This is a genomic window from Candidatus Zixiibacteriota bacterium (genome assembly GCA_029860345.1).
Taxonomy (GTDB): Bacteria; Zixibacteria; MSB-5A5; order GN15; family FEB-12; genus JAJRTA01.
The window spans coordinates 304,152-327,174 of the sequence record JAOUBJ010000002.1 but is presented as its reverse complement, the minus strand read 5'-3'; the positions used below and the strand labels follow the sequence as shown (position 1 = coordinate 327,174).

General features: G+C 54.7%; 15 protein-coding genes. 2 read left to right on the top strand and 13 right to left on the bottom strand.

The features are described 5' to 3' along the window. Positions 1-2: 2 nt before the first annotated feature. The 10 genes from OEV49_03435 to OEV49_03390 form a co-directional block, all read right to left on the bottom strand. A complete protein-coding gene (locus OEV49_03435; GenBank protein MDH3890113.1) occupies positions 3-2,630 on the bottom strand; it encodes a tail fiber domain-containing protein in 2,628 nt (875 codons plus the stop codon). A gap of 333 nt (positions 2,631-2,963) precedes the next feature. Further along, positions 2,964-7,091: a PAS domain S-box protein gene (locus OEV49_03430; GenBank protein ID MDH3890112.1), complete on the bottom strand. Its 4,128-nt coding sequence runs from the start codon at positions 7,089-7,091 to the stop codon at positions 2,964-2,966. Positions 7,092-7,493: 402 nt separating this feature from the next. Next, complete coding sequence (locus tag OEV49_03425; GenBank protein MDH3890111.1) at positions 7,494-8,408, bottom strand: radical SAM protein; 915 nt, start codon at positions 8,406-8,408, stop codon at positions 7,494-7,496. 44 nt (positions 8,409-8,452) lie between these two features. Continuing rightward, a complete protein-coding gene (locus OEV49_03420; GenBank protein ID MDH3890110.1) occupies positions 8,453-9,091 on the bottom strand; it encodes a TIGR04282 family arsenosugar biosynthesis glycosyltransferase in 639 nt (212 codons plus the stop codon). Then, the gene (locus tag OEV49_03415) at positions 9,084-10,532 is read right to left on the bottom strand and encodes a glycosyltransferase (GenBank protein MDH3890109.1); all 1,449 of its coding nucleotides are present in this window, start codon (positions 10,530-10,532) and stop codon (positions 9,084-9,086) included. The genes OEV49_03420 and OEV49_03415 overlap by 8 nt, the downstream gene beginning before the upstream one ends. Next, complete coding sequence (locus OEV49_03410) at positions 10,525-11,832, bottom strand: DUF2029 domain-containing protein (protein ID MDH3890108.1); 1,308 nt, start codon at positions 11,830-11,832, stop codon at positions 10,525-10,527. Before OEV49_03410 ends, OEV49_03415 begins: the two co-directional genes overlap by 8 nt. After that, positions 11,829-12,521 (bottom strand): glycosyltransferase family 2 protein, encoded by a 693-nt coding sequence (locus OEV49_03405; protein ID MDH3890107.1) that lies wholly within the window; start codon positions 12,519-12,521, stop codon positions 11,829-11,831. Before OEV49_03405 ends, OEV49_03410 begins: the two co-directional genes overlap by 4 nt. A 7-nt stretch (positions 12,522-12,528) precedes the next feature. Continuing rightward, entirely contained in the window at positions 12,529-13,326 is a 798-nt protein-coding gene (locus tag OEV49_03400; protein MDH3890106.1) for a DUF547 domain-containing protein, read from the bottom strand. A 25-nt stretch (positions 13,327-13,351) separates the two neighbouring features. Further along, the gene (locus tag OEV49_03395) at positions 13,352-14,449 is read right to left on the bottom strand and encodes a 4Fe-4S binding protein (GenBank protein ID MDH3890105.1); all 1,098 of its coding nucleotides are present in this window, start codon (positions 14,447-14,449) and stop codon (positions 13,352-13,354) included. After that, positions 14,449-15,729 (bottom strand): NAD(P)/FAD-dependent oxidoreductase, encoded by a 1,281-nt coding sequence (locus tag OEV49_03390; GenBank protein ID MDH3890104.1) that lies wholly within the window; start codon positions 15,727-15,729, stop codon positions 14,449-14,451. The genes OEV49_03395 and OEV49_03390 overlap by 1 nt, the downstream gene beginning before the upstream one ends. 307 nt (positions 15,730-16,036) lie before the next feature. Between OEV49_03390 and OEV49_03385 the strand changes: the two genes are divergently transcribed. Continuing rightward, on the top strand, positions 16,037-17,125 hold the full coding sequence (locus tag OEV49_03385) for a hypothetical protein (protein MDH3890103.1): 1,089 nt from the start codon (positions 16,037-16,039) through the stop codon (positions 17,123-17,125). 262 nt (positions 17,126-17,387) lie between these two features. Here the strand turns inward: OEV49_03385 and OEV49_03380 are convergent, their stop codons facing one another. The 3 genes from OEV49_03380 to OEV49_03370 form a co-directional block, all read right to left on the bottom strand. Beyond that, entirely contained in the window at positions 17,388-19,886 is a 2,499-nt protein-coding gene (locus tag OEV49_03380) for a PKD domain-containing protein (protein MDH3890102.1), read from the bottom strand. A 433-nt stretch (positions 19,887-20,319) separates the two neighbouring features. After that, positions 20,320-21,087 (bottom strand): PKD domain-containing protein, encoded by a 768-nt coding sequence (locus OEV49_03375; protein MDH3890101.1) that lies wholly within the window; start codon positions 21,085-21,087, stop codon positions 20,320-20,322. 75 nt (positions 21,088-21,162) lie between these two features. Beyond that, a complete protein-coding gene (locus OEV49_03370) occupies positions 21,163-21,624 on the bottom strand; it encodes a hypothetical protein (GenBank protein ID MDH3890100.1) in 462 nt (153 codons plus the stop codon). 265 nt (positions 21,625-21,889) lie between these two features. On the opposite strand from OEV49_03370, the gene OEV49_03365 reads away from it, so the two are divergent. Then, positions 21,890-23,023, top strand: coding sequence for a hypothetical protein (locus OEV49_03365; GenBank protein ID MDH3890099.1), 1,134 nt, complete (start codon positions 21,890-21,892; stop codon positions 23,021-23,023).

Below are 23,023 nucleotides of genomic sequence, written 5' to 3'. Positions count from 1 at the left end.
AGTTAATTCCTCGATGCACTTCCTTGTTGGGCACTCGCTACCGACTCTCCGCCGGACGGTGTGCCGTTCTCATTTGATGTTACGAGTTGTTCAATCAGGCTGGACAATTGAGTTACCTGATCCTGTAGTGTATTCAAGCGATCGTTTGAACTCGTCTCGGATTGGGCGAGATCAGATTTTAACTGGACGTTCTCGGCCTTGAGTTCTTTGACCGCCTCAATCAGCAGAGCTACCAGCCGGGCGTAGTCGACCGAACGCGCATCGGAGCCGTTTTCTTCGTAGGCTACCACTTCTGGTATGACTTCGCCCACTTCTTCTGCAATAAGGCCGATGTCATGCTTACCGTCGGCTTTCCAATCGTACTCGACACCGCGAAGCTTGCCCACCGTGACGAGTGCGTTGTTGATCGGCGATATGTTTTTCTTCCAGCGTCGTGAACTGTAGGTTCCCCAGGCGTCGGCGACCGGATCGGTAGCCGAGTTGCGGGCCACTTCCAGTATGTTGGCCGGATTGGAAACGCCGATGCCGACGCTGCCGTCTAAGGTCAGGTCGTAGTCACCGTCCCAACTGAGATCACCGACAAACAGTTTACTGCCCCGGGTTGGACCACCGGGTAGTTGTTTGGTGGTGATAACCACCGCTGAGTCGCCGACCGAATCAGTCAGGGCCATGCAGGCGCCATCAGGATCGACCAGGAAGCGGACTCCGTCCAGCCCTGATGATCCGATGTTTGAAACCACCAACTGACCGTTACGGTTCAAAGGCTGCCCGCCGCCGCCGGTAGTACCGGTGCCGATATCGATTGATACACCATCCAAACCTGACGAGCCGATGTTGGATATGGTCAGGTGCCCACGCGCATCAAGCTGACCCACCGGATCAACGGTGCGAACAGTGCCGAGATCAACAGACACACCGTCCTCACCTGAGGAACCGATGTTGGAAACGACGAGTCCACCGCCGGATGCCGTGTCTCCCCCGCCACCACCGACACCGAGTTCCGCCCGGACGCCGTCGAGACCGGATGACCCGATGTTCGAGACGGTCAGATGGCCGTGGGCGGAGCTTGTCGCAGCCAGGACTTCCACAAGATCATGCTTGTTCATGCGCAACGTCGTGCTGTCGGCGCCGACGTCGATGGACACACCATCTTCGCCGGAGGAACCGATATTGGAAACGGTCAGATGAGAACCGGAGGCATCGGCCGATATGATCCCTGCTTTCGTAATCCCAAAGCCGGGGTCGGAGTAGACTACGGCCGATGAACTTCCGCCGGTGTCGGAACGGGCTTCCAACCAGGTGGAAGTACCATCGGTGTTGTTCTTGGCAAAGGACATAGACGTACCCGAACTATCGACCAGCCTTTCGTAACCGGGCGTTGTGTCCGGAAGAGCGGCACCCACGACCCTGAAAGGAGAGTGCACTCGCACACCGGTAGCGCGGCCCCTGACGTAGTTGCGATCAGCAACTTCATCTTCGTTGGCGTTTTCATAGAATCGCACCACCTCTTTGACCTTGCTGCCCACCACGACGATTTCCTTGGGTTTGCTGGTGCGAGGACGACCGCCGTCATCGATTAAGCCGTAATAGGTCATTCGTGTTTCCAAATCACCGGACGAGTCTCGGCCTGCCTTCAATTCCACCGAAACGCCGTCTTCGCCTGACGAGCCGATGTTGGAAATCACGAGTTGACCGTTGCGGTTGGCGCTTCCTCCCTGATCACTGCTGCTGGCACTCAGTTCCACCGAAACGCCGTCGTCGCCCGAGGAGCCAATATTGGAAATGACCAATTGGCCGTTGCGGTTCAGCTCCGTGCCTGATTCCGTGCTGATGGTGCTGAGATCAACCGAGACACCATCCAAGCCGCTGGAACCGATATTCGATACCGTCAAACGCCCTCTGGCATCATACGAACCGGGGGCGCCCGTCCGATCAGTCCCGAGTTCGACTGAGACGCCGTCATCACCGGAAGAGCCGATGTTGTTCAGGACTATGTCTTCCTTGCCATACGAAGCGGTAGTGTCATCGTTGGGGTCCGTGAGGACCATTCCGGATGTCGAGACATCGGCAAAGCCGTTGGACTTGAGATAAAGATGAACGGTCTCAGCCTTGGTGTTGGACACGCCAAAAAACGCGACGGTATCTCCGAGCCCGCCAGGGTCCATGATTTCAAGACTGGCCGGACCGGTCACCACATCACCCAACAAACGTTCGGCCACGCGCGCAAATGGTGCAGGCAACAGTCGTGTGCGCGGGGAGATAGATTCGCTATCGAGTGTGATGTCAAGGTAGAGAGCTTTGGTTGTGTCCCCGCCGCCGACACCGAAAACGTCGAGCGGGATCGGCACCGATGCGCCGAGCATGACGCTGCCCAATCCACCTTCGGTTTCTACCGTTTGCGATTCGCTCCAAAGCATGGCACCGCTGCTGCCGGTGTCATTCCAGATTGAAAACCCGAACAAATGAGGACCATCCGGGATTGGCTGACCATTGTTGCCGGTCCCCTGGAACTGATAGCTCAGCCCATCCAAGGTCCGGAAGTGTGGCGCCACCGATAACATCGGCGGCAAAACGGCTTGTGCTGCCAGGGCAGAGCACAGAACCACGATCGTCAAAAAGACCATTCTCATGATAACTACTCCTGCAAGTGGGGGTCTTGCGGTTTGAACGCGTTGATTGGAACTACTCCATTTTCTCATACATTGAGTTCATCCACCGATTTAGTCTCTGTTTAAGGCCAATGGTTCGGCAAAAACTCCTGCGGCGGAGCGGTTTGACAAAGAAAAATAGGATTATTGTGCGTTCTCGAAGAAAAGATAACAGGAAGTTGTTTAATTGTCAACAAAATAGGTCCACGTAGCCCTCTCTACTCCCCGAATTTGACTCCGAATCCCGATATCTGGGGACGGTGCGACCGGCTGAGGGCTCAGCGTGACCTATCGCATGGAAACCAGTCGACTGGTTCAGATATTCAAAGGGTCTGTGGAGGTGGTTTTGGTTCCGGGGCGAAGCCGGTTTACGGTGTGGATCAGGTCCCGGGGTCGGAATGGTTTGCCAATGATAGCCTGGAACCCATAGTCTCGATAGCTTGCCAAAATAGGATCGTTCGAGTAGCCGCTACAGACAATGGCCGGGATGTTTGGATCGATCCGCCTTAATCGGTCGACGGTTTCAATACCGCCCAGACCACCCGGTACGGTTAGATCCAGAATCACGATGGTAAACGGTCGACCTTCGGCACGAGCATTGACAAACAGATCGATAGCTTGCTCGCCATCGACGGCTGTATCGACCTCAAAACCCTTGCGCTGGAGAGACCTCAAAGCCACTTCGCGTACACAGGCTTCATCGTCCATGACCAGAATTCTCCCGCCGGCGTTTCGAGCTGGAGGGGGGTCTTTTGGCTCTTTTTCGGCCATGGCGCTGGTGGCGGGCAGATAGACAAGGAACTCCGCCCCACAACCCGGGCTTGATTGAACCTCGATGTGTCCCCCATGGTTTCTGACAATCGAATAGGTGGTGGCCAATCCCAGACCGCTGCCACGCGGCTTGGTGGTGAAGAAAGGATCGAAAATTCGTCGCTGGACCGCCTCCTCAATACCCACTCCCTGGTCTCGGACGGAGATGCAGATGTATTCACACGGCGAGAGGGGCAACGAGGAATCTGCATCGACCGAGTGGTTTGAAGCATTTAGGAAAATGGTTCCTCCGGTCGGCATAGCCTGATCGGCGTTAATGATCAGGTTGTTGATCACCTGGTTGACCTGGCCGATATCGACTTCGGCGTTAAGCAGGTCATCCTGCATCGACAGTTCACAACGAACATTGGACCCATGCAGAGCAAAGCGCGATGACTGTTCGATGACCTCCTTGATTGAGGCGGTCCTTTTGACCGGTGCTCCACCTTTTGCGAAAGTAAGTAGCTGGTGGGTCAGATCGGTTGCCCGGGCCACAGCCTGATCGGCATCGCTGAGACAGAGTCCGGTTTCGCTGTCGGGATCGACATCGCTCAAAGCCAGTTGGAGGTTTCCGGCCACACCGGTCAGGACGTTATTGAAATCGTGAGCTATTCCCCCGGCCAGAACGCCAATCGAGTCGAGTTTTTCGTTGTTGGCAAGTTCCGCCTCCATCCTCTTGCGATCGGTGACATCACGAATCACCGCTTGCGCTCCGATGATTTGACCGTCTTTGCGTATCGGAACCGCGTTCACTTCGACATAGGCCATCGTGCCATCCTGCCTGATGAACGGACACTGGGTGCCCTCGACCATCTCGCCTGCGGCCGTCATTCGGAAGGTCTCGCGAAGAGACACCAACCCGGACTCAGGAATAAAATCTGATATCGGTTTATCGATAACCTGGTCGGGGCTGTACCCAAATACTCTTTGAATAGAAGGCGACACGTATTTGATCGTCGAATCGAGTTCTGCGGTTATGACGACATCAAAGAGCCGTTCGGTGATGCGGCGGAATTTCTCCTCACTTTCGCGCAAGGCTTCTTCGGCAGCCATGCGATCAGTCACATCCTGCGCCATCGACAAGACTGCCGTAACTCGTCCATCGGCGTCACGCACCGGCGTATTGTGCCACAAGCACGAAATGAGTTCTCCGCCTTTGCGAACATTATTGTCTTTGGTGGAATAGGATGACGGCTTCCCGGCAATCAGTTCCTGAGCGACACCATCAACCAGTGGCCGTGCCGCGTCAGGTACCACGAGATCAAAAAACGGCTTACCCATGGCCTCGTCACTTGAGTAGCCGAATATCTGTTCGGCCGCTCTGTTCCATTCAATCACTTTCTTGTCGTAGTCCCACAGGATGTAGGCGATGGGCATTTGGCTCACGCTCAACTGCAACTGGTTTGTGATCCGCTGGAACTCTTCTTCGGCTCGCCTGCGTTCAGTGATATCAGCCAGTACACCATTCCAGAGGATGCCTTGCTCACCCAGTGAGCTCGGGTTGGAACTTCCTTTAAGCCAGGCAATCCTCTTATCCGGCCTGACGACTCGGAATTCGAATTCCCAAGTCGTCATGGTTCTTGCAGACTCGGCAATAGACTCAAGCAGCGCCTGATGGTCATCGGGATGAATGAGGTCGAACATCCGGTTCGCGTCATCCATCAGGAGCCGGGCCGGTACGCCCGCCATCGATTCCAGGACATCGCTCATAAACGGGAATGAGAACTGCCCCTCTTTATCCATCATGAACTGATAAACCGCTCCGGGCATGCTGTTGGCAATATCGCTGAAACGCTCTTCACTTTTGCGCAACGCTTCTTCGGCGCGGACACGCTGCGTGATATCCAGCACCAGGGAGGCCACGCCACAAACCTTGCCGTCTCTGTCCAAAAGCGGCGTATTGTTCCAGTCACAAACGATAATCCGGCCGTTCTTGGTGGAGTTTTCGTTTTCACTGTGGTAGCCACCTTTGTTTTGCAAAAGGTTCGTCCAGACGGTGTTGACATGGTCTCGCGCTGACTCAGGCACTATCAGACCGGCGGCATGCCTGCCCATAGCTTCACACTTGGTGTAGCCGAAGACTTGCTCTGCGGCGTGATTCCATTCCGTAACTTCAAAATCCAGATTCCATTCAATGGCCGCGACGGGAGTGTTCTGCAGGTGTGACATCAGTCTGCGTTCAGATTCTATCAGGTCGCTCTCGCCCTGTTTGCGCTGGGTAATGTCTGTCATTACCGACAGTGCTTTGATCGGGACTCCGTTCTCCGTTTGTACAGTCACCGAGTCAAAGAACCAGACGGTTTTTCCATCGGCGGCAGTCATTCGATATTCGAGAGAGTGATTCTCGCCTCGTGAAATGGCCTCTGCGCAGATCTGGATTTTGTCCATGTCGTCCGGATGCAGCAGACCGGACCAGAAACCGACCGGACCCTCGGGATGGTTGAACCAGTCTTCGACCGGGTAACCCAGTAGTTCCTGAACCCGACCGCCCACGTAGTAGATGTCGAAAGGGTCGCCTTCGAGGATTATGGCATCGACGTTCGCCAGCAGCGAGTCCAGCTGCTCGCGCCGATCTTCTGACTTCGCTTCCAACTCCTTCCGCCTGGAAATATCTTTGGTAATACCGACCACTGAGATCGGATTGCCTGAAGTATCCAATATGGCGCTTAAAGACATTTCCCCCGGGAAACTGCTGCCGTCTTTGCGCAACATCCTGAATTCCACATCCCGAACCGGGCCATGCTCCAGAACCTGTTTGAGGCTTCTCTTGGCCGTGTCGATCGCATCCGAGTGAAACAGATTCCTCGCCTTCACTCCCAGCATCTCGGCCCGGGATGAATAGCCGTGGATAATTGCCGTCTGTACGTTGCAGTCGAGAATCATACCATTCAGATCGCAAACAGTGATGGCGTCCGGAGATGACGCAAGAACACTTCGCAGCTTCTCCTCGCTCTCAACCGCCTTTTTGACCATGGGGTTGCCGATCCGGAAGAAGATTAGCGAGCCTAAACATATCAGGGCTACAGCCAGGGCCATGGCAAGGCCGCCTGTTCGGATGAATGGATCGCGGATTTCGGCCAGGTCGATCTGAGCCACCACGCCCAGGTTGTAGACGGCAACCGGTTCATAGGCTGCCAGCACCTGCTCACCCCGATGGTCCAGTCCAACAACGATTCCGGAGTTACCCGAAACCGCGCGCCGCATAGGCTCTGCGTTTGGTGAAGAAAACGGAACCGGGAGACGAGGTTCCTCCAAATCATCGTGTCGGTGCCTGAGCAGAAAAACGATTTGATCACCCTGTAGTCGGGCCAGCATTAACTCACCCGTTTCGCCAATGCCACGAAAACGCCCGTGGGCATCCTCCAACTGGCTGAGTGTTGCCTCAAGAGCGGAATCGGCCAATTCGGCTTCGGCTGGTATGTGCTGACTTGCCGGATCAAGGCGATGGTGTGTCTGGTGGTCCTTTAGGTCATAACGGGCGATCGCTTCCATAAGCCGGGCCTGACATTGAACCGTTTCCACCAAGCGTTCCCGCTGTTGCTCAAAAGCTGTCTGGTAGAGCACGTACATTGTCGTGCCCACCACGACAAACGCAGCCACTGTCATGATGGCCGCCAGCAGTAACAACCGCATTCTTCCGCTGATTAACATGGGCTTAACAACCTCTATTGCTCCCACACAGGCCGATTGGATCGGCGCCGGCTCATCGCACCATGGTTGACAGGTGGAGCCTTAACCAAGATATCTCACACTGTGATGCTTCATTATAGTATCGACAAAACCAGAGATACGTTGACCCCAGCGCCTGCACGTTACTCTGGATGTTCTCACAGAGGGTCGTCCACACCGACTCTGGGCGGGTTGAAAAAGGTCTGGGGCGCGGGAGGTGTTGGGCAACCCCGCCCGACAGCACCGTCACCGTGTAGCACGTCAGCCGGCGACTCAAAGGGCTTATTGACAAGCCCCTTTGGGTGGGCCTCTCCGTGTCGGGAAGACTCAGCCCGGGAAGTTCAGGTTGCGATTATTCGGCAGGCGTCATCGTTCTGCGCAGGAGGTGCCTTGAGAAAAACAGGAAAAACAGCGATGATGGTTCAGTAGTATCCTCCGGTCCATACTCTCGCGTAGCGTTGGACCCAGATCAAAGCGAGCATCGTCGTCCACCAAGGTGCAGGCGTAAACGGACATGCGGCCGTCGATTTTAAGAACCATTTTGCTGAAGGCACACATGAAACCTGTGCGCTCCTCGGCGGTTTTGTGGGTAGTCATACAGTTCTCGGTAATACCGGGAACATCCACGTGGGCCTTGGGCGGGTGTAGTTCGGGGAAGGTAACGATGTTGATATCATCGGGAAGGTTGACCGACTTGAAATACTTGCGAAATGCGCCGTCGACGTCAGCCGCATCTTCGTTTTCATCAGCGTGCCTGGCTATCGAGACGGCGAAACCGATTTCGTGCAGTTGAGACAGAGTCTGTAAAGCCAGGTCAAAGCTACCTTTCCCTCTTTCGGAATCGTGTCGATCAGGATCGGGGTGATCGAGACTGACGCGGAATTTCAGAGGGTTCGGCCATTGACTTAGAGAGCGCAGATCATCCAGACGATTCCTGATCGGCCGCGTACCGTTGGTGAGCACCAAAGTGGGGCGATGTTGTAAAGTCATACGAAGAATGGGGATCATGTCACGGTTCATGAACGGTTCCCCACCGGTGAACGAGAACCTCCGGACGCCGAGATCAAGGGCTTCATCGATCAGCGGGGCAATGTCGGCGGTAGCAATGGTCTGGATTCGATGAACATCCGGTCCCGAACCTTCCAGACAAAAAGAACAACCGAGATTGCACACCGTCCCGGTGTGAAACCACAGTTCTTCCAGCGTGTGCGGCAGAATGTACCCGACAGAATCCGTGGTCGGCTTGGCATCCAGGTCTGTTGCTCCAGGTTGTCGGTTCAATGTCGTCTCCTGTCCGGCCGTGGTGTTACTCAAAGCAAACCGCATCACGGCATGCGGTTCACACTAATTACTCCCGTCGCCGCGAATTGTTTGAGGTCATCAAGATCGTCCAGATCGCGCAATTCGGGCAGCAGGCGTACCGCCAGCCCGAGTTGTCCACAGATGGTCAGTGTTTCACTCAGAACCGATGGAGTCCCCCACGCGACCGCCTGAAAAAGTCCAGCCTTAACCTCTCGCATACCGATCAAATAGTAGCCGCCGTCAACAGTGGGGCCGATCACACAGTCGTGATCATCGAGCGCATCTGATGCCTGTTGGATTATGTCACCATCGATTTCGGGGATGTCGGTACCGATCAGAATGGCTTTATTGATGTTGGGCAGGCTGAGCAAGAGTGCCAGGGCTTGATTCATTCGCACGCCGAGATCACCTTCCGACTGAGACCAGTAAGCATCAAGCTCCGGGTGATCGTTCTTGAACTGATCTCGCAGGTTGGACGGTGTAACAAAGACGGCACGCCCGAAATGGGCCTCTTTCAGGTCACTCACTACGGCAATTGCCCGGCTGAGCAGATCGTTATAGACACGCAGGGCTTCATCGGCGCCGATGTCGGCCGCCAGACGGGTCTTTACCTGACCACGTTGGGGGTACTTAGCCATCAAGCCGACTGCACACTTAGCCATGGAGTTCCCTGATTGATACCACGCTGTAATAGCTGTAGCCGAATGCAAAAGTCAACAAGAACGGCACCGATGCCGCCAGACCGGCATCTACGGCACAACCCACCGCGCACACCGCGTACATGGCCAGCATAGTCTCTACCCACACCGTGTGATCGAACGGTACTTTGTACTCAGCCGGTAGTTTGGTCCGGTCTTGTTCTCGGCATCCACTTTTGGGCGTGCGGACGAAGTGTCGACGGCGTCCGAACACTGCCCCCATGATGGCCAGTGAATTGTTTACCGAAAGGCCGATGCCCAGCGATGTAAGTAGCGGCAGAATGAGTTTGGACCAACCGTTTCCGGCCGGGCTGCCGCGCCTGTAGGCCAGCCCATAGAAGATCGACATCGACCCGGCGCCGGCCAAGAATATGGGCAGGTCTATCATCAACAGCTTCCAGGCACCTCCTTCAATGCGAAAGTACAAAGCCGGCACCAACATGATCGACAACAGCATCAAAGCAACGGCTACCGATTTTTGGGTGAGATGAAACGAGGATGCTATCTTTGATCGCATCGGCAGCTGAGAACGCCAAATAGCCGGCAGCAGTTTCAGACCGGTCTCCATGGCGCCTCTCGCCCATCGATGCTGTTGTGTTTTGAAGGCGCGGATGGAGCTGGGCAACTCTGTAGGCACTTCGACATCATCGACAAACAAGAACCGATAGCCGGCCAGCTGGGCGCGGTAGGAAAGATCGAGGTCTTCGGTGAGGGTATCGAATTGCCACCCACCGGCCTGGTCGATGGCCTCCCGCCGCCAGATTCCGGCCGTGCCGTTGAAGTTCATGGGCAGGTCGCCACGGGAACGTGCTGCTTGCTCCACATAGAAATGGGCATCGAGAAACAAAGCCTGCGCCCGACACAGCAGCGATTGGTTACGATTGAGAAAACCCCAGCGCGCTTGCACCAAGCCTACCGACGGATCTTTCAGGTACGGCATCAGCCGCCTAAGAAAGTCCGGATGCGGCACATTGTCGGCGTCGAACACGGCTATGAATTCGCCCTTGGCTGAAGCCAGTCCTTGTTGCAAAGCTCCTGCCTTGAAGCCGTGGCGATTGGTGCGTTTGATTTGCTTGATCCTGATTCCCTTTTTGACGAGCCTGGCCGCTTCTTGCTTAATCAGCGAGGAAGTAACATCATCGGAGTCATCCAGCACCTGGATTTCGAGTTTGTCGGTCGGCCAATCGAATCGTGCCACCGCCTGCATCAAGCGGACCACCACCGCCTTTTCATTGTATACCGGTAGTTGGACGGTTACCATCGGACGAATCTGGGTCTCCTCGGGTCGCCTATGTGGATTGTCACGCTTGCGCATGTACAGAAAGACAAGCCAGTAAATCTGGATGCCGTAGAAAGCGATGTAGAACAGCAGAAAGAAGTAGAAGCCCACAAACATCTCACGCATCGAGCATGCTCCTTCTGCGCTTGCGCACGGCGAAGAGAATCAGCAAGGCATAAAAAGGTATGTACTCGACCAACCCGGTCCAGATGATCGGCGTCCACTCACCGGTAGCGTAAAAACCAATGTGAACATGGTATGATAACAGGACGCTGCCCGACAAGAACACAAAAGCGGGCGAGAGATTTCGCAACAGGAACGGATACATCCATACAAAGTACCACGGAAACAGCGTTGTGGTCAATACAATATAACCGGCCATGGCGCCAAACATACGTTGCAGGAGGTCAAGCCGTCGAATGAACAAATAGACCAACCAGAGTACAAGCAATCCGGCGGCCAGGTGGCGCGCCCATGAAAGACCCAACACGTACTTGAAAACAAAGAATAATGAGGCGTTGAATTGCCAGCTGCTCAGATACTCGAACAGCGAACCCAGAAACGCCCACCGGCCGTCGATTGCAAACGGCAGATACGATGCCACTATGAAGGCGAGATAGACCGCGATAAACCGTATGCGTTGGCGCCCTCTGAACTCCATGAGTATGTAAGGCACAAACAGCAACCCGTAGAACTTCACCAGAGTCGCCAGGGCCAACATGATGGCGGTAGTGCCCGCACGTTTATCGTGAGCAGCGATGAGCGTTGTCACCAGAAACGGCATGGCCAGAATATCTATGTGCGCCGACATGTAGAATTCGATCAGTACCAGCGGTGCGAACAGCCAAAGCAGAATGTGAGAGCGGCTGATCCCATGTTGCCGAAACCATACCAGCAAAACCAGCAATGTCAACAGTTCAAAGAAAGCACTGATGAGCTTGAAGCCCCAGGCAGAGTCGCCCGATAGCTGGTAGGCGGCGATGAAGACATACTGGGCCAACGGAGGATAGATGGTTGGCAGCCAGGCATGGTTGATTTTGGGATGGATTACCGTGTCGACAAGATGCGCAACCTCACCGGCACGCGGGGAGTACAGGTAAGGATTGACGCCGTGCGACGCGACCTTACCGTCCCACACGTAGCGATAAACATCGTCTGAAAACCAAAAACTATCCCCCGGTCCGAAGAACATGACCGCTCTGATAACCACGGCGAACACGAGAACGATGTAGAACAACGGCCGATCCCGCTTGTCGAAGTCAAACTTGCGTCCAATCGCGAATAACGCTATCGACAAAGCGAACATCACCTGCGCAATGATCACAAACTTGAGAACTCGTGGCGACTCATTGTCGGGATAGAACATCAGGGCGGCGGCCACGATCAGGAGCACCATGCAAACTATCAAAAGCAGATTGCGGTTCATCTGGTGACAGCCTCGCGCAGGAAAATCCACAGGAACTTCACCCCGGCCCGAATGGAACCGGAAACTGTACCCGAGATTTTGGAGACACCAATGCGTGGACGGTACGACACCGGTACCTCAAGGCAGCTGAGTTTCTGTTTGACCGCCTTCACCTGCATTTCGGTGGTCCAGCCGAAATTACGATCACGCATCCCCAGTCTCTGATAGGCCTCAAACCGAATTGCCCGGAAGGGACCTATGTCGGTGAATCGAATCCCCCACCTGATGCGGATCAGCCACGACGTCAACCAGTTCCCGAATGCGGCTACCGGCGGTAGTGAACGATGGTCTTTCAAGGTCATCATCCGCGATCCGATCACCATGTCGGCCTCACCTTCGACAATTGGATTGATGATGTCGATGGCTTCCTGCGGGTAGTCACTGTAATCGCCGTCGATGAACAACAGAATATCGGTATCCCCGGGCACGGCCGCCACCGCCTTGAGACAAGCCGCTCCATAGCCACGTTCCGGTTCCGTCACCACCTTCGCCCCGGCATCTTGAGCAATTTGCGCGGTTCTATCGGTGCAACCATTGTCGCACACAATTATACAGCCGACCATGTCCGGCAAATCCGCAATGACCTTGCCGATGGATGCTTCTTCGTTCAAAGCAGGAATGATCGCGACTACCTTGAGACCCTCCCGCATTGTGCAGCTACTCCAGATCGTTCAGCGACCAATCGTAGTCATTGTACGTAATGTCGAACGTCACCCGGCTGTCCTCGCCGCCCGGTGGTAATTCAAGATGCATCAACAAGAAATTGAGCGAAGCGTTTTCCTTCTTTGAGGTGCCGGGGAACCTGTCCGCATCGTAATACCGTTCTGCAAAATCATCACCGAACCAATCAAAGATGGCCGACACTTGCGCCCTACTCTCCTTAAAATCAAATGAGTTGTGCAATGACGACGACGCAAACCGTCGTGATGAAAATTCCAACTGGGCATCGACAGAATCTGGATAGTACGGCGCATTCAGCAACGGCGGACAACCAATCGAGGCGCAGTTGACGGCGACGTGAATCCGGGGTTCGTCGAACTTCTTGCGCAGTATCTCGTGCTCGATATCGTTCAGCGTCAGTTTATCTGAAGCCACTGTCCAATGCGTTTTATCCCAGACGCCGTCGATATCTTTGATGGACTCTACCGGATAGGCGTCTATGACAGAGCGCAGCGTAAGAATGTTGTAGGCGTTAATGTAGAAAGCCAGTTTCTGCGTAGCGGTTGCCTGACTCAAGTCGGCCGAGGCAAGGGTCTCAACCAGCGTGTCCAGGCCCGCCCGTTCTTCCTTTAGCGAAGCGTAAGCTATCCGTTCGTCGATCACGAACTCGGAAAGAAGTTTGGCGTAGGATCGGTAAGTGAAGTCGTAGGGCTTGAGTTCGACATCGGTGCGCGCTTCCTGACCACCACAGGCAGCCAGTATCAACAGCGGCAGGATTGGAACCAGTTTTTTCATCCGTATCTCCTTCGCGGTAACCGGATCACAGATCGGTCACGTTCTGATTGCTTTGTCGGCTAAGCGGGCTGACATCCCATTTGTTCTCCAGTTTCAGAACCCCCCGCGGGCATACATGGGCACATATCCCGCAACCGACACAGGCGGCTCGTTTGAAACTTTGATTGTTCTGTGCGTACATACGAACGTCGATGCCCATTTCACAGTAGGTGCTGCAATTGCCGCATGAGATGCACATGTCGTCCTTGACCGTGATGCGAAAACGTCCGAACTTCTGAATCAACCCCATGAAGGCCGCCAACGGACAGAAAAAACGACACCAGACGCGGCTGCCCAACAGCGGATACAACCCGACGCCCAACACTCCGGACAGAAGGGCCACGACCACAAAGCCGTAGATGCCTTGTATCTTGAAGACGACTGCCGAAAATGTCGCGAAACGCGGCGCCATCTCGCCCGACGCATCCACGTGCCCCAGGCTCCAGTTGACAATCACCAAAGCGGTGGTGACAAAGGCGAACAGCATGATTCCGTGGATCGATAGTTGCTCGAATGTCCATGCGCGTGGTGATTTGCTCGACAGATGCCTGAAGGGATCGCCGGCAGTCTCGGCCAGTCCGCCGCACCCACACACCCAGCTACAGTACCAACGCTTGCCATACATATAAGTCAAAAGCGGCACCAGAAGCACGAAACCGAGAAAAGCGTACAACACCAAAGGCAGAGGATACTCCAAAATGTACGATGGATAGAAGTAGTCTATTTTGAGCGGCCAGAAGAGATTCAGAATAAAGCCGCGTTGTCCGAACAGTTCCATGAGCATCGGGATTGAGAAGGCGAATACTACCTGAAAAAACATGACACTGATCGTTCGCCTGCGCTGATACCTACTATTGCCATATCGCTTGAGGAAGAACAGCCCGCCGACCGTCACAGCCAGCGTGTAAAGAATGCCGTAAATAGTCCAACGGCTGCCCAGGCCGAGCGCTGTAGCCAACGGATCGAACAAGCTGGTGAAATACATTACGACATAGAACGCAAACAGGATCAGCGATGCCACCCAGGCCGCTGTGCCGCGTGAGGAAACGGATTTTTTGTAGGTGGAAAGCAATCCGGCTTGCATCAGGCCCCCTGCCCAATCGCCGGTGGCTCAAAGTTCGGCATGAACTCTTCGTCAAAAAGCGCTTCTTCCAATCGACCAAGGACCCAATCCAGCGAGCGTTTCTCCTGGATCCAGCCAACCAAAACACGATGATCCCAACGTCGACCGATCATGTTGAAACCGGCCACACAGTTGTCCGGTCGATAGGTGACACGCATCGAGAAGCATGTACCCGGCTCGCGGTGATACCAGTTCTGTTCGCCGTCCAGATCGAAATTCACCAATCCGGCCGTTGTGTATTCAAGATCGAAAAACTTAGCGGAATTGTACAGGGTGCCACGCTTGTAGACTTTCCGTGATCCACACATGTTGGCCCCGGCGATCAGACCCTGGTCGCGCGAAGTGTACCAAAGTTGCTCGGGGCGACGAACGCCGTTGAACCAAACCACCGACGCACAATCCCCGGCCGCCCAGACGTCGGGTGCGCTGGTAGTGAGTTGATCGTCGACCACGATCCCGCCGGAGTCGTCGAGCACCACACCGGAATCTTTCAGCCAGTTGGTTTGCGGCATAACTCCAATGGTGAAGACGACCATATCACAATCGATGATATCTCCCTTGTTCGTTTTCAGCCCGACCACCCGTCCGTTCCTCCCAATGATCTCCTCGCACTCGGTCTTTAGACGTAACTTGCATCCGTGGCTTTCCAAATGCTGCTGGACCATCTCCCCCTCGCTCTGATCCAAAGCTATCGGCCAATACCAGTTTTCGCGGATAACCATCGTGACATCAAGCCCGGCCTGCAACAAAACCTCGGCCACCTCGACACCGATCAACCCGCCGCCGACAATCACAGCCCGTCTGGAGGTGGCAGCTTTCTCGCGCATCCACTCGAGATTCTGCCACGTCACAAAATTGCCGACACCGTCCAGGTCTGCACCCGGCCAGTCCAACATACGTGGTACCGAACCGGCGGCGATCAATAGCCGATCGTAGGAAAACAGGCGACCGTCGTCCAGGACCAGCTTTCTTTCATCGACAAGGAGCGAAGTTACTCGCGCTCTGACCCGATGGAATCGCATCCGGGTATAGTGATCCGGCCCGAAGGGACGAACATCCGCTTCGCTCATCTGGCCGCAATGAACATACATCAGAGCGGTACGCGCGAAGAAGTAATCGGACTCACTTGAGATTACGATGATGTCAGCGCTGTCGTCACGGCGCCTGATCGCGCCCGCAGCGTTGATTCCGGCCACGCCGTTGCCGATGATGACGTAACGAGTTGGATTAGATTTGGTCAAGCGTCACTCCTGAAGGCTTTGAGCCGAATCTATCGGCCAGGCATAAGTCTGTTCAGCCTAAGACATCGTTCACCAATTACAACCGCAGGCCAAAAACAAAGTTCACGGAACGAATCCAATAACCGTAAAAGTTTGACTAATATGCAGGCACATGTCTACAATAATAATCTTGACCGACTGAGTTAGATTTTCACATATTCGTTCAGCAGGCAAAGAGCGACCGTGTTTTGACATCTTGGTGTGGGAAGACTCGTCTTGGACAGAACTAGCTTTGTCTATCACAAGTAAGGAGAAAGGATACCCTGAAATGTCAAGAGACCTGACTGACACTTTAGTGCATTGTGTCCGGAGGATTCTGGTACGGCTGCGATCCGGATTGCTGTTTGTCATTGTACTCGGCACCGTTTGTGTTGTTCTGAGTTCGGATGCCAGTGCGGGTAAGTTAGCCGGGCAATACAAGGAGATGAATCCGCAAGACTTCACCGCAAGCGTGCAGCATGGACCTGTAACGAGGAATACACGTCATATTGTCTCGGCCAACGCACCGTGTAATTTCAAAGATAAAGGACACTGGAAGTGGGATGGTGAGATAACGGAGCTAGAGAAGAATCCTGCTGGAGGTGACGTTGTTTGGTTCGAGTTCGTTGCGCTCCATGAAACTAGCCCACATGCTGGGGAAGCAACTCCGAATCTCAACCCGTTGGCTTGGATCCCGATCGTAATCGCGGGGAGTCCTTCCTATACTAAAGGACTCAACGCGATCGGACCTGTTATCTCAACGGCAATACATATTGGCGGGGAGCATTACGACGAAGGGGTTTTGCATGGAAACGTATGGGTGGCAAACAACAACTTAGACATCCACTGGTTTGTGATCAGCATCGCGGGCAACCACTCCAAAGATAGCAAGCATTCCTATAAGGGCGGCGGCGGGATCGATCCTGAGGAACCGGTCGACAGCGCCTTTGGCGCAGCATCTTGGTGCGTTCGTCCATCAACCGGTGACTTGGTAATGGGAATGTCAATAATGAATGTTACGCTCGGCGAGATTTCTGCGGCTCACTGGCGGGTGGGTTCGCCAGATGCACCCGGCCCTGTCATCTATAGTGTGGACGCCGAGTTGTTTGAGGCTGTTGATACCACCGGTGTGAGTCTCTCGATATCTGACGGCAGCTTTCCTCTGGAGTATGTCGACAGCTTGGTCGCGGAGAGAACCTACCTGGAGATAGAAACACCCGATGGCTTCCTAAGAGGACAGATGCTCATTGGGGTGGAAGACCCGCCTCCTCCGGAATGGACAATAATATGGGTGGTTGTGGTTCTTGCGGGAATACTATTGCTGCTGGTGGCCCTGTACATTTGGCGCCGGAGGATAGCCGTGAGGGCTGCCGGATAGTCCCATGCGGCAGCACACTCCGATGTACTCAACGCGCAAACGACGCGTATGGCGCATCCTTCGACTCCGCTCAGGATGACCCGGTCAAGCCGCGTTTCTTGGCGCATCGCGCCCTTGTCACATTTTAAGGCAGGTCGATGCGCCTGGTCCGAAGGGTGACAGCCTATCGGGACGACACAAGGCCGCCCCCTACGCGGGACAACGGGGCGCACGAGGATGCTCACCACGCACGACAATCCGAATGTGACAAACAGTGCGCCCCTCACGGACAGTCCGGCGGTGGCGGGCCGCCGGTGAACATATAGTCGACCAGGTAAACCAAATCTGAAATGTCGACACGCTTGAAAATATCAGCATCAACATTCGCTTCATAACCACACGGAGGCTGGACTCCCTGTGCGAACATATAGTCGACCAGGTAAACCAGATCGGCTATGTCAATAGCATCTGATGAATCGTCATCAACGTTGCCCCTGATGCCGCGACAGCAAGTGGTGTAGGCCACCAGCCCATCGACGCCCAGGGCCAGGTACTCTGTTTGTGAGCGGGCAAAGACCGGTTCGTGGCCGGTGTATCCGTCAAGGGAGAGGATCGTTTGTTGGCCGGGAGAGGCATTGCCTTCGATGTGCAGGTATATCGTCAACACTTCTCCGGTACCGGGCGACAGGTCGTGCTGGCTCCAATGGACCGTAGTTTGCATTTTGATCGTCGTTCGTTTTCCCGCTGGTGAGTAGTGAATCTGCGATTGGCTACCAAAGTACTCGGTGCGGCATCCGGCCGTGGAGAAAGAATCGTAAACCAAGCCCACAGCGCCCGCGTATTCGAGTGGAATTGTGAGCCTGTTGAGCGGGATCGTATTGGTGGCAAAGATATGCACCTCCACCGTCGAGTCGGTCGCTGTTACTGTCACGGTGTCGGTGACGAGTGTATCGGCCAACACCACGATTGCGGCGGTGTCGGTGTAGCCGTGCATCTGTCCATCGATGTCGGCGGTAACGGTAACGTCATAGATGCCGCGTTCGGTGTAGGTATGCATGGGAGCGACGACAAAACCGGAGTCACCGTCACCGAACTCCCAGACCCAGGCGTCCACGCTGCCGGGGGACCACCCATTGAAGGCTACATCGAGCGGCGCCTGCCCGAAACTTGAATCGGCAAAGAACCAGACCGGTGTCTCATCGTGTATCCATTGTATGGCCGAGTTGATAACATTATCTTCACCCGCCGCCACTCCCTCCTGTGTCAACCAGACATCAACGTCGATCAGCGGTAGCGGGTCGTGGGTCAAATAGTGTCCGGGATTACTGGCCAAGTATGCGTCGCCGATGGAGTGTTGCATCGTGTAACCGTTGCCGGGCGAAAACTGTGTGGCAGCATTGAAGGCCGCCGCCGTCGGCTTGCCGAAAGTGCGTGCTTCCGGATGTAGCGACAGGGCCAACGGGGTCTGATCACCCGCGCTTACTCCGCCCGGACCGCACAGAAGAGCTATCGGTCGGTCATAGTAGGTATTGGGATCGGCGTTGATTGCATAGTTGATCGGCGGGAAAATCACGCACAACGAATCCCTGATGTTGGGTTCGCAACGCTGGCCAAAGCCGACCGTCTCGGTGTAGCTGTTGAAAAGGAGCTCCATCGCAGGGTACGCCTCGAATATGCTCCCCCCATAGTTGAACCGACAATCGATAATCAGGCCGATGGTCTCATGGTGGAACATAAGCGAATCGATAGCATTGAAGAATTCCACGCCGGACGGTTCCAGCCAGACCAAGCTGGTAACATATCCGATATGCGTTCCTTGGATCATACCCCATGAGACCGGATGGTTCCAATCGGGCGTCGGTATACCGGTCGGCAGAATCATCTCCGTGCCGTAGCAGACCATGTTCTCCCCGGCCAGTAAACCGGTCGGCAAGTGCATCGTATCCCCGCTCTCATACTTTACTATGTCGATGGTGTCATATAAGTGCCAGTTGGCACCGCACGAGATCATCACCGAATGGGCGAACGAAAGAGTCGAACTGCCCCACCAACCTTCGTCGTAAATCGGGAGTTGTGCTTCCAGCAATTGCGGATAAAGCTCCGTCCAGGGTATTCCATCATAGCCCAGCACGAGATCACCAGTCACCAGCCCGAGCGGGTGATTCTCAATCACCTGGTATACCAGTAGCGTACTGTCGGAAAGCGGCGTGAGGGCAGCCCCGAAGTGATGGTTGCGATTCCATCCGACGATTGACATCAGAGGCACTCCCGGCAGTCTGGCGGTATTGGCCACCACGTTGTGCTGACAATAGGTGTGACTCTCCATTAACGCAATGCCGCTGTGGTTTAACATGGCCCCAAACCGACCCTTGCTGGGATTGGAGATCACTTCCATGATGTTCGTGGTGTAGACTGAGTCCCAGTCCAGTGTCATGTCCTGAAAGCATGGCCAGATAGTGTCGATGCGTTTCCAGAACCGCTGGTAGACATCAAACTGCTCTTCCATAGGATCACCCGGACCCCAGGTTGAATCTATCACGGCTGCCCAATCATCGGTCGAATAATGACCCGGCTGTTTGGCCACGTAGTTCGGCGGGGCTACATCCGGTTCAAACTGAAGTTTCAGCCATGGCAGAGCCTCAAGCTGGCTCGGTGAGGGTTGTCCGGAGCCGGCTTCAGCAGCGGCCTTGTCGGTTGCAGTCTTGGCGTTGCCCAGTGTTGTTGCGACGACGATTGCGAAACAAAGAAGTTTCGCAGTCATGGCGATGACCCGTTCACGCATTTTGTACCTCCTCGTGCGTTGAAGGGCATCTGAGGTATGGGCTACACAACGAAGATACGATAGTCTTGATTGTCTGACAATCCGAATGTGACGAACGGTGAAACTTCAGGGACAAGCGGGAATCGGTGGGCAGCGGACGTTTTCGTCTGTTCCTGCTTCGACTAGGCTCACCCTTCGACTGCGCTCAGGGTGACATAGAACGTAACGCTGGATGACACGGTCGTAGCGCACGGGGACGTACACCACGCACAAGAGATGACTCCGATGCGCTTCCCGCGGAGCCCTGTCATGCCGAGCGGAGTCGAGGCATGAGCCATGGTCATGGGATTCACCCTTCGACTGCGCTCAGGGTGACATAAGACATAACGCTGGGTGACAAGGTCGTGGCGCACGAGGACGTACACCACGCACAGATATAGCTACCAGTAAAACTTCAGGGACAAGCGGGAATCGGTGGGCCACCGGTGAACATGAAGTCGACCAGGTAAACCAAATCGGAAATATCAATACCGCCGCTGGCATCAATATCACCTTGAGTGTTGCATGGAGGAGCCGGTCCGCCTGAGAACATGAAGTCGACCAGGTAGACCAAATCCGAGATGTCCGGCTCTCCACCGCTGTCGTCAACATCACCACGAACCTGACAACACTCCGGACCGATCACCACAGTTAGCTCCGGTGACCAATCGGAGACCTCTTCCCAGCTATCCTTGACGCGCACTTTGATGCCGCAAGTATCAAAGGTCGGCCAACTGTGCGAGGCCAGACAGTTTTCCCCAGAACCAACCGGTCCCAGCCAACCCGAGACATTGCCATCGCCCCAATCCCACTGGTAGAGCAGTTGATCGTTGTCGCCGTCGGACGTGCTGGCGCGGAACTCATACACCACATCAACCAGACCCTGCGACTCGCCGACAGGTGCGTTGGGATCGGTCGGCGCAACGTTGGCCGGCATACCGTTGGTGATTCTGAGCCGTATCTCATAAGTGTTGTCTTCGGCCGGTTCCATAGTGAGAATCAAACCCATCGGCGGGACCACTCGATTGCCGCAGTCGACGACCAGATCGGCAAACTCCTGTGAATTGTCCGGCGCATCGGCGTAGATGCGGTATCCGCCACCGAAAAAAGTGCTGGGATAGAGTGCGAAATTGTAACCGAATACGAGCCGGTCATACGCTTTGGGATTGCGGTCCCCGACCAACGTGCAATAGAGAAAGTTGTAGCTCCCTGAGTTGTAAACCGTTGCAAGCGCGGCCCGCGCTTGAGGACAAGTCGTTCAGCCGCCGGAGCCGGATTGCTCCACCCAGGCGGTGTGGGTAAATCCCAGCGCCGTGCTGTTAGCGCTTATTTGCCCCGGTCGCACCTGAGCGGCAGCGTCGGTATAATGTGCGTCGAACAGGTATCCGTAAGGTGGGTAAGAATCCTTCTCGATAAAATCGGCGTTAAACAATACGGCCTGAGCCATAACGTTGCTGGGCGACACCGTGAATCCGGACTCACCGGGATTGAACACAACCGTCTGCTCCCAGGCTTCATAGTCTTTGATTTCGACATCTTCGACCAGTGCGAAGTCAAGCAGACCGAAACCATAGGCAGCGCCGTTGCCGTCGGCCCAGCGCGAAACCGGCTCGACGATGAACACTCTTATTGTACCGGAATAGTCATCGGCCACCAAACGCGGCGGCGCGGCGAGCGATGCCAGCAGCAGAACGGCCAGACCAACGATGATTGTCTTCATAGATGTGTCCTTACCTCGACTGTCCTTTCACGTAACGGGCGTGATTACACACCAAATATATCCGTTTTCAATTCTAAGTCAAGGTGGGAGTTGTTCCGGTTGCAAATCGGGCCAATCTGTGCTATGTTTCTCCCACTGCAAAAAGGCAACTTGCTATTAGTCGAATTCGCTTCCGGGAGGAACCACGTTACACCGAACGATTCCAACTGTTCTCCTTTGCGCCACCTTGAGTTGCTTGATGTCCTGTGCTACCGTGACTAAACGCATGCCTAATGAACTGGAAGGAATGCACGACTTCCTCACCCAAGATGACTCCGGCACGTGCAAGAAGTACCATTACAATTTCGAACGCCAGGCCCCGCGGCTTTATGAGGACAACCAGGTGGACTCGGTTTTGGATGTGATCGACTACATTCGTTCAGAATGTGGTCCGGCGGGTAGCCTCGAAGTCACACGGATGCTGGTATTGACCGATCATGGGTTTTTCAACGATTCTCTTGTCGGTTCCTCAACAATACCAAATATGCTGTGGTACAGAAGCGAACAAGATTATATGGCCGGATGGCTATGGTGGAGTGTGCTTTATGGTCACAATCAGCCCACAGATAATACTCACGACAGCTTCATCAGCTTCAGGAGTGATCTGGCTGAAAAGATTTCGCTGAAACCGGAGGCCTCTGTAACCGAACAATCGTTGGGACAGTTCTACGCCGGTGAGTTTGACTCCGCCTTCGCCAACATCCAGGCGGACGGAATGCAAGGGACGGCGCTACGCAAAGAGTATGATGACTTTGTAGTCCAGACGAAGAAACGTTTTCCGGGTCGCGGGCATTTTGGAATCGTCCTTGGAAGTTGGCGACCGCAAGGGAAGAACAGCATACTGGGATACCATCCGGTAATCGGACTACAAATGGGTGGCGAGGGACATAGATGGCGCAGTGATCTCGTGTTGAACTACCGGTTCCTGTCGGCCAAAAACAAGTATCAGGTCGATAGCCTGGGCCACATTGTGGAGACGGATCGATTTGGCAGTTGGCTGGTCGGTCTCGATCTCGGTCTTAAGTTCATAGACCATGGCAGATTCAGCACCGACTGCTTTGTCGGCGTGGGTTACAACGCCATCAGAAGTGTGAAAAAGGCGGGTGACCCGGAGACGGTCAAAGTGCACTCATCCTTTGCCGCCAGTGCTGGGCTGCGGCAACGTGTGTTCTTGAGCCGACGTACAGGCTGGTACCTGGGCGCGCAGATCAGGCACAATTTCGTGGACTACTCTAATGCCGGCGGGACTGACCTGTCGGGCCACACCATCACAATCTCGGTGGTCACAGGTTGGAGTCTGAACGCGACCTTGAATCAGTTCTTGTCCAAACTCAATTACAAAGGAAGCTGGCGAAAGTAA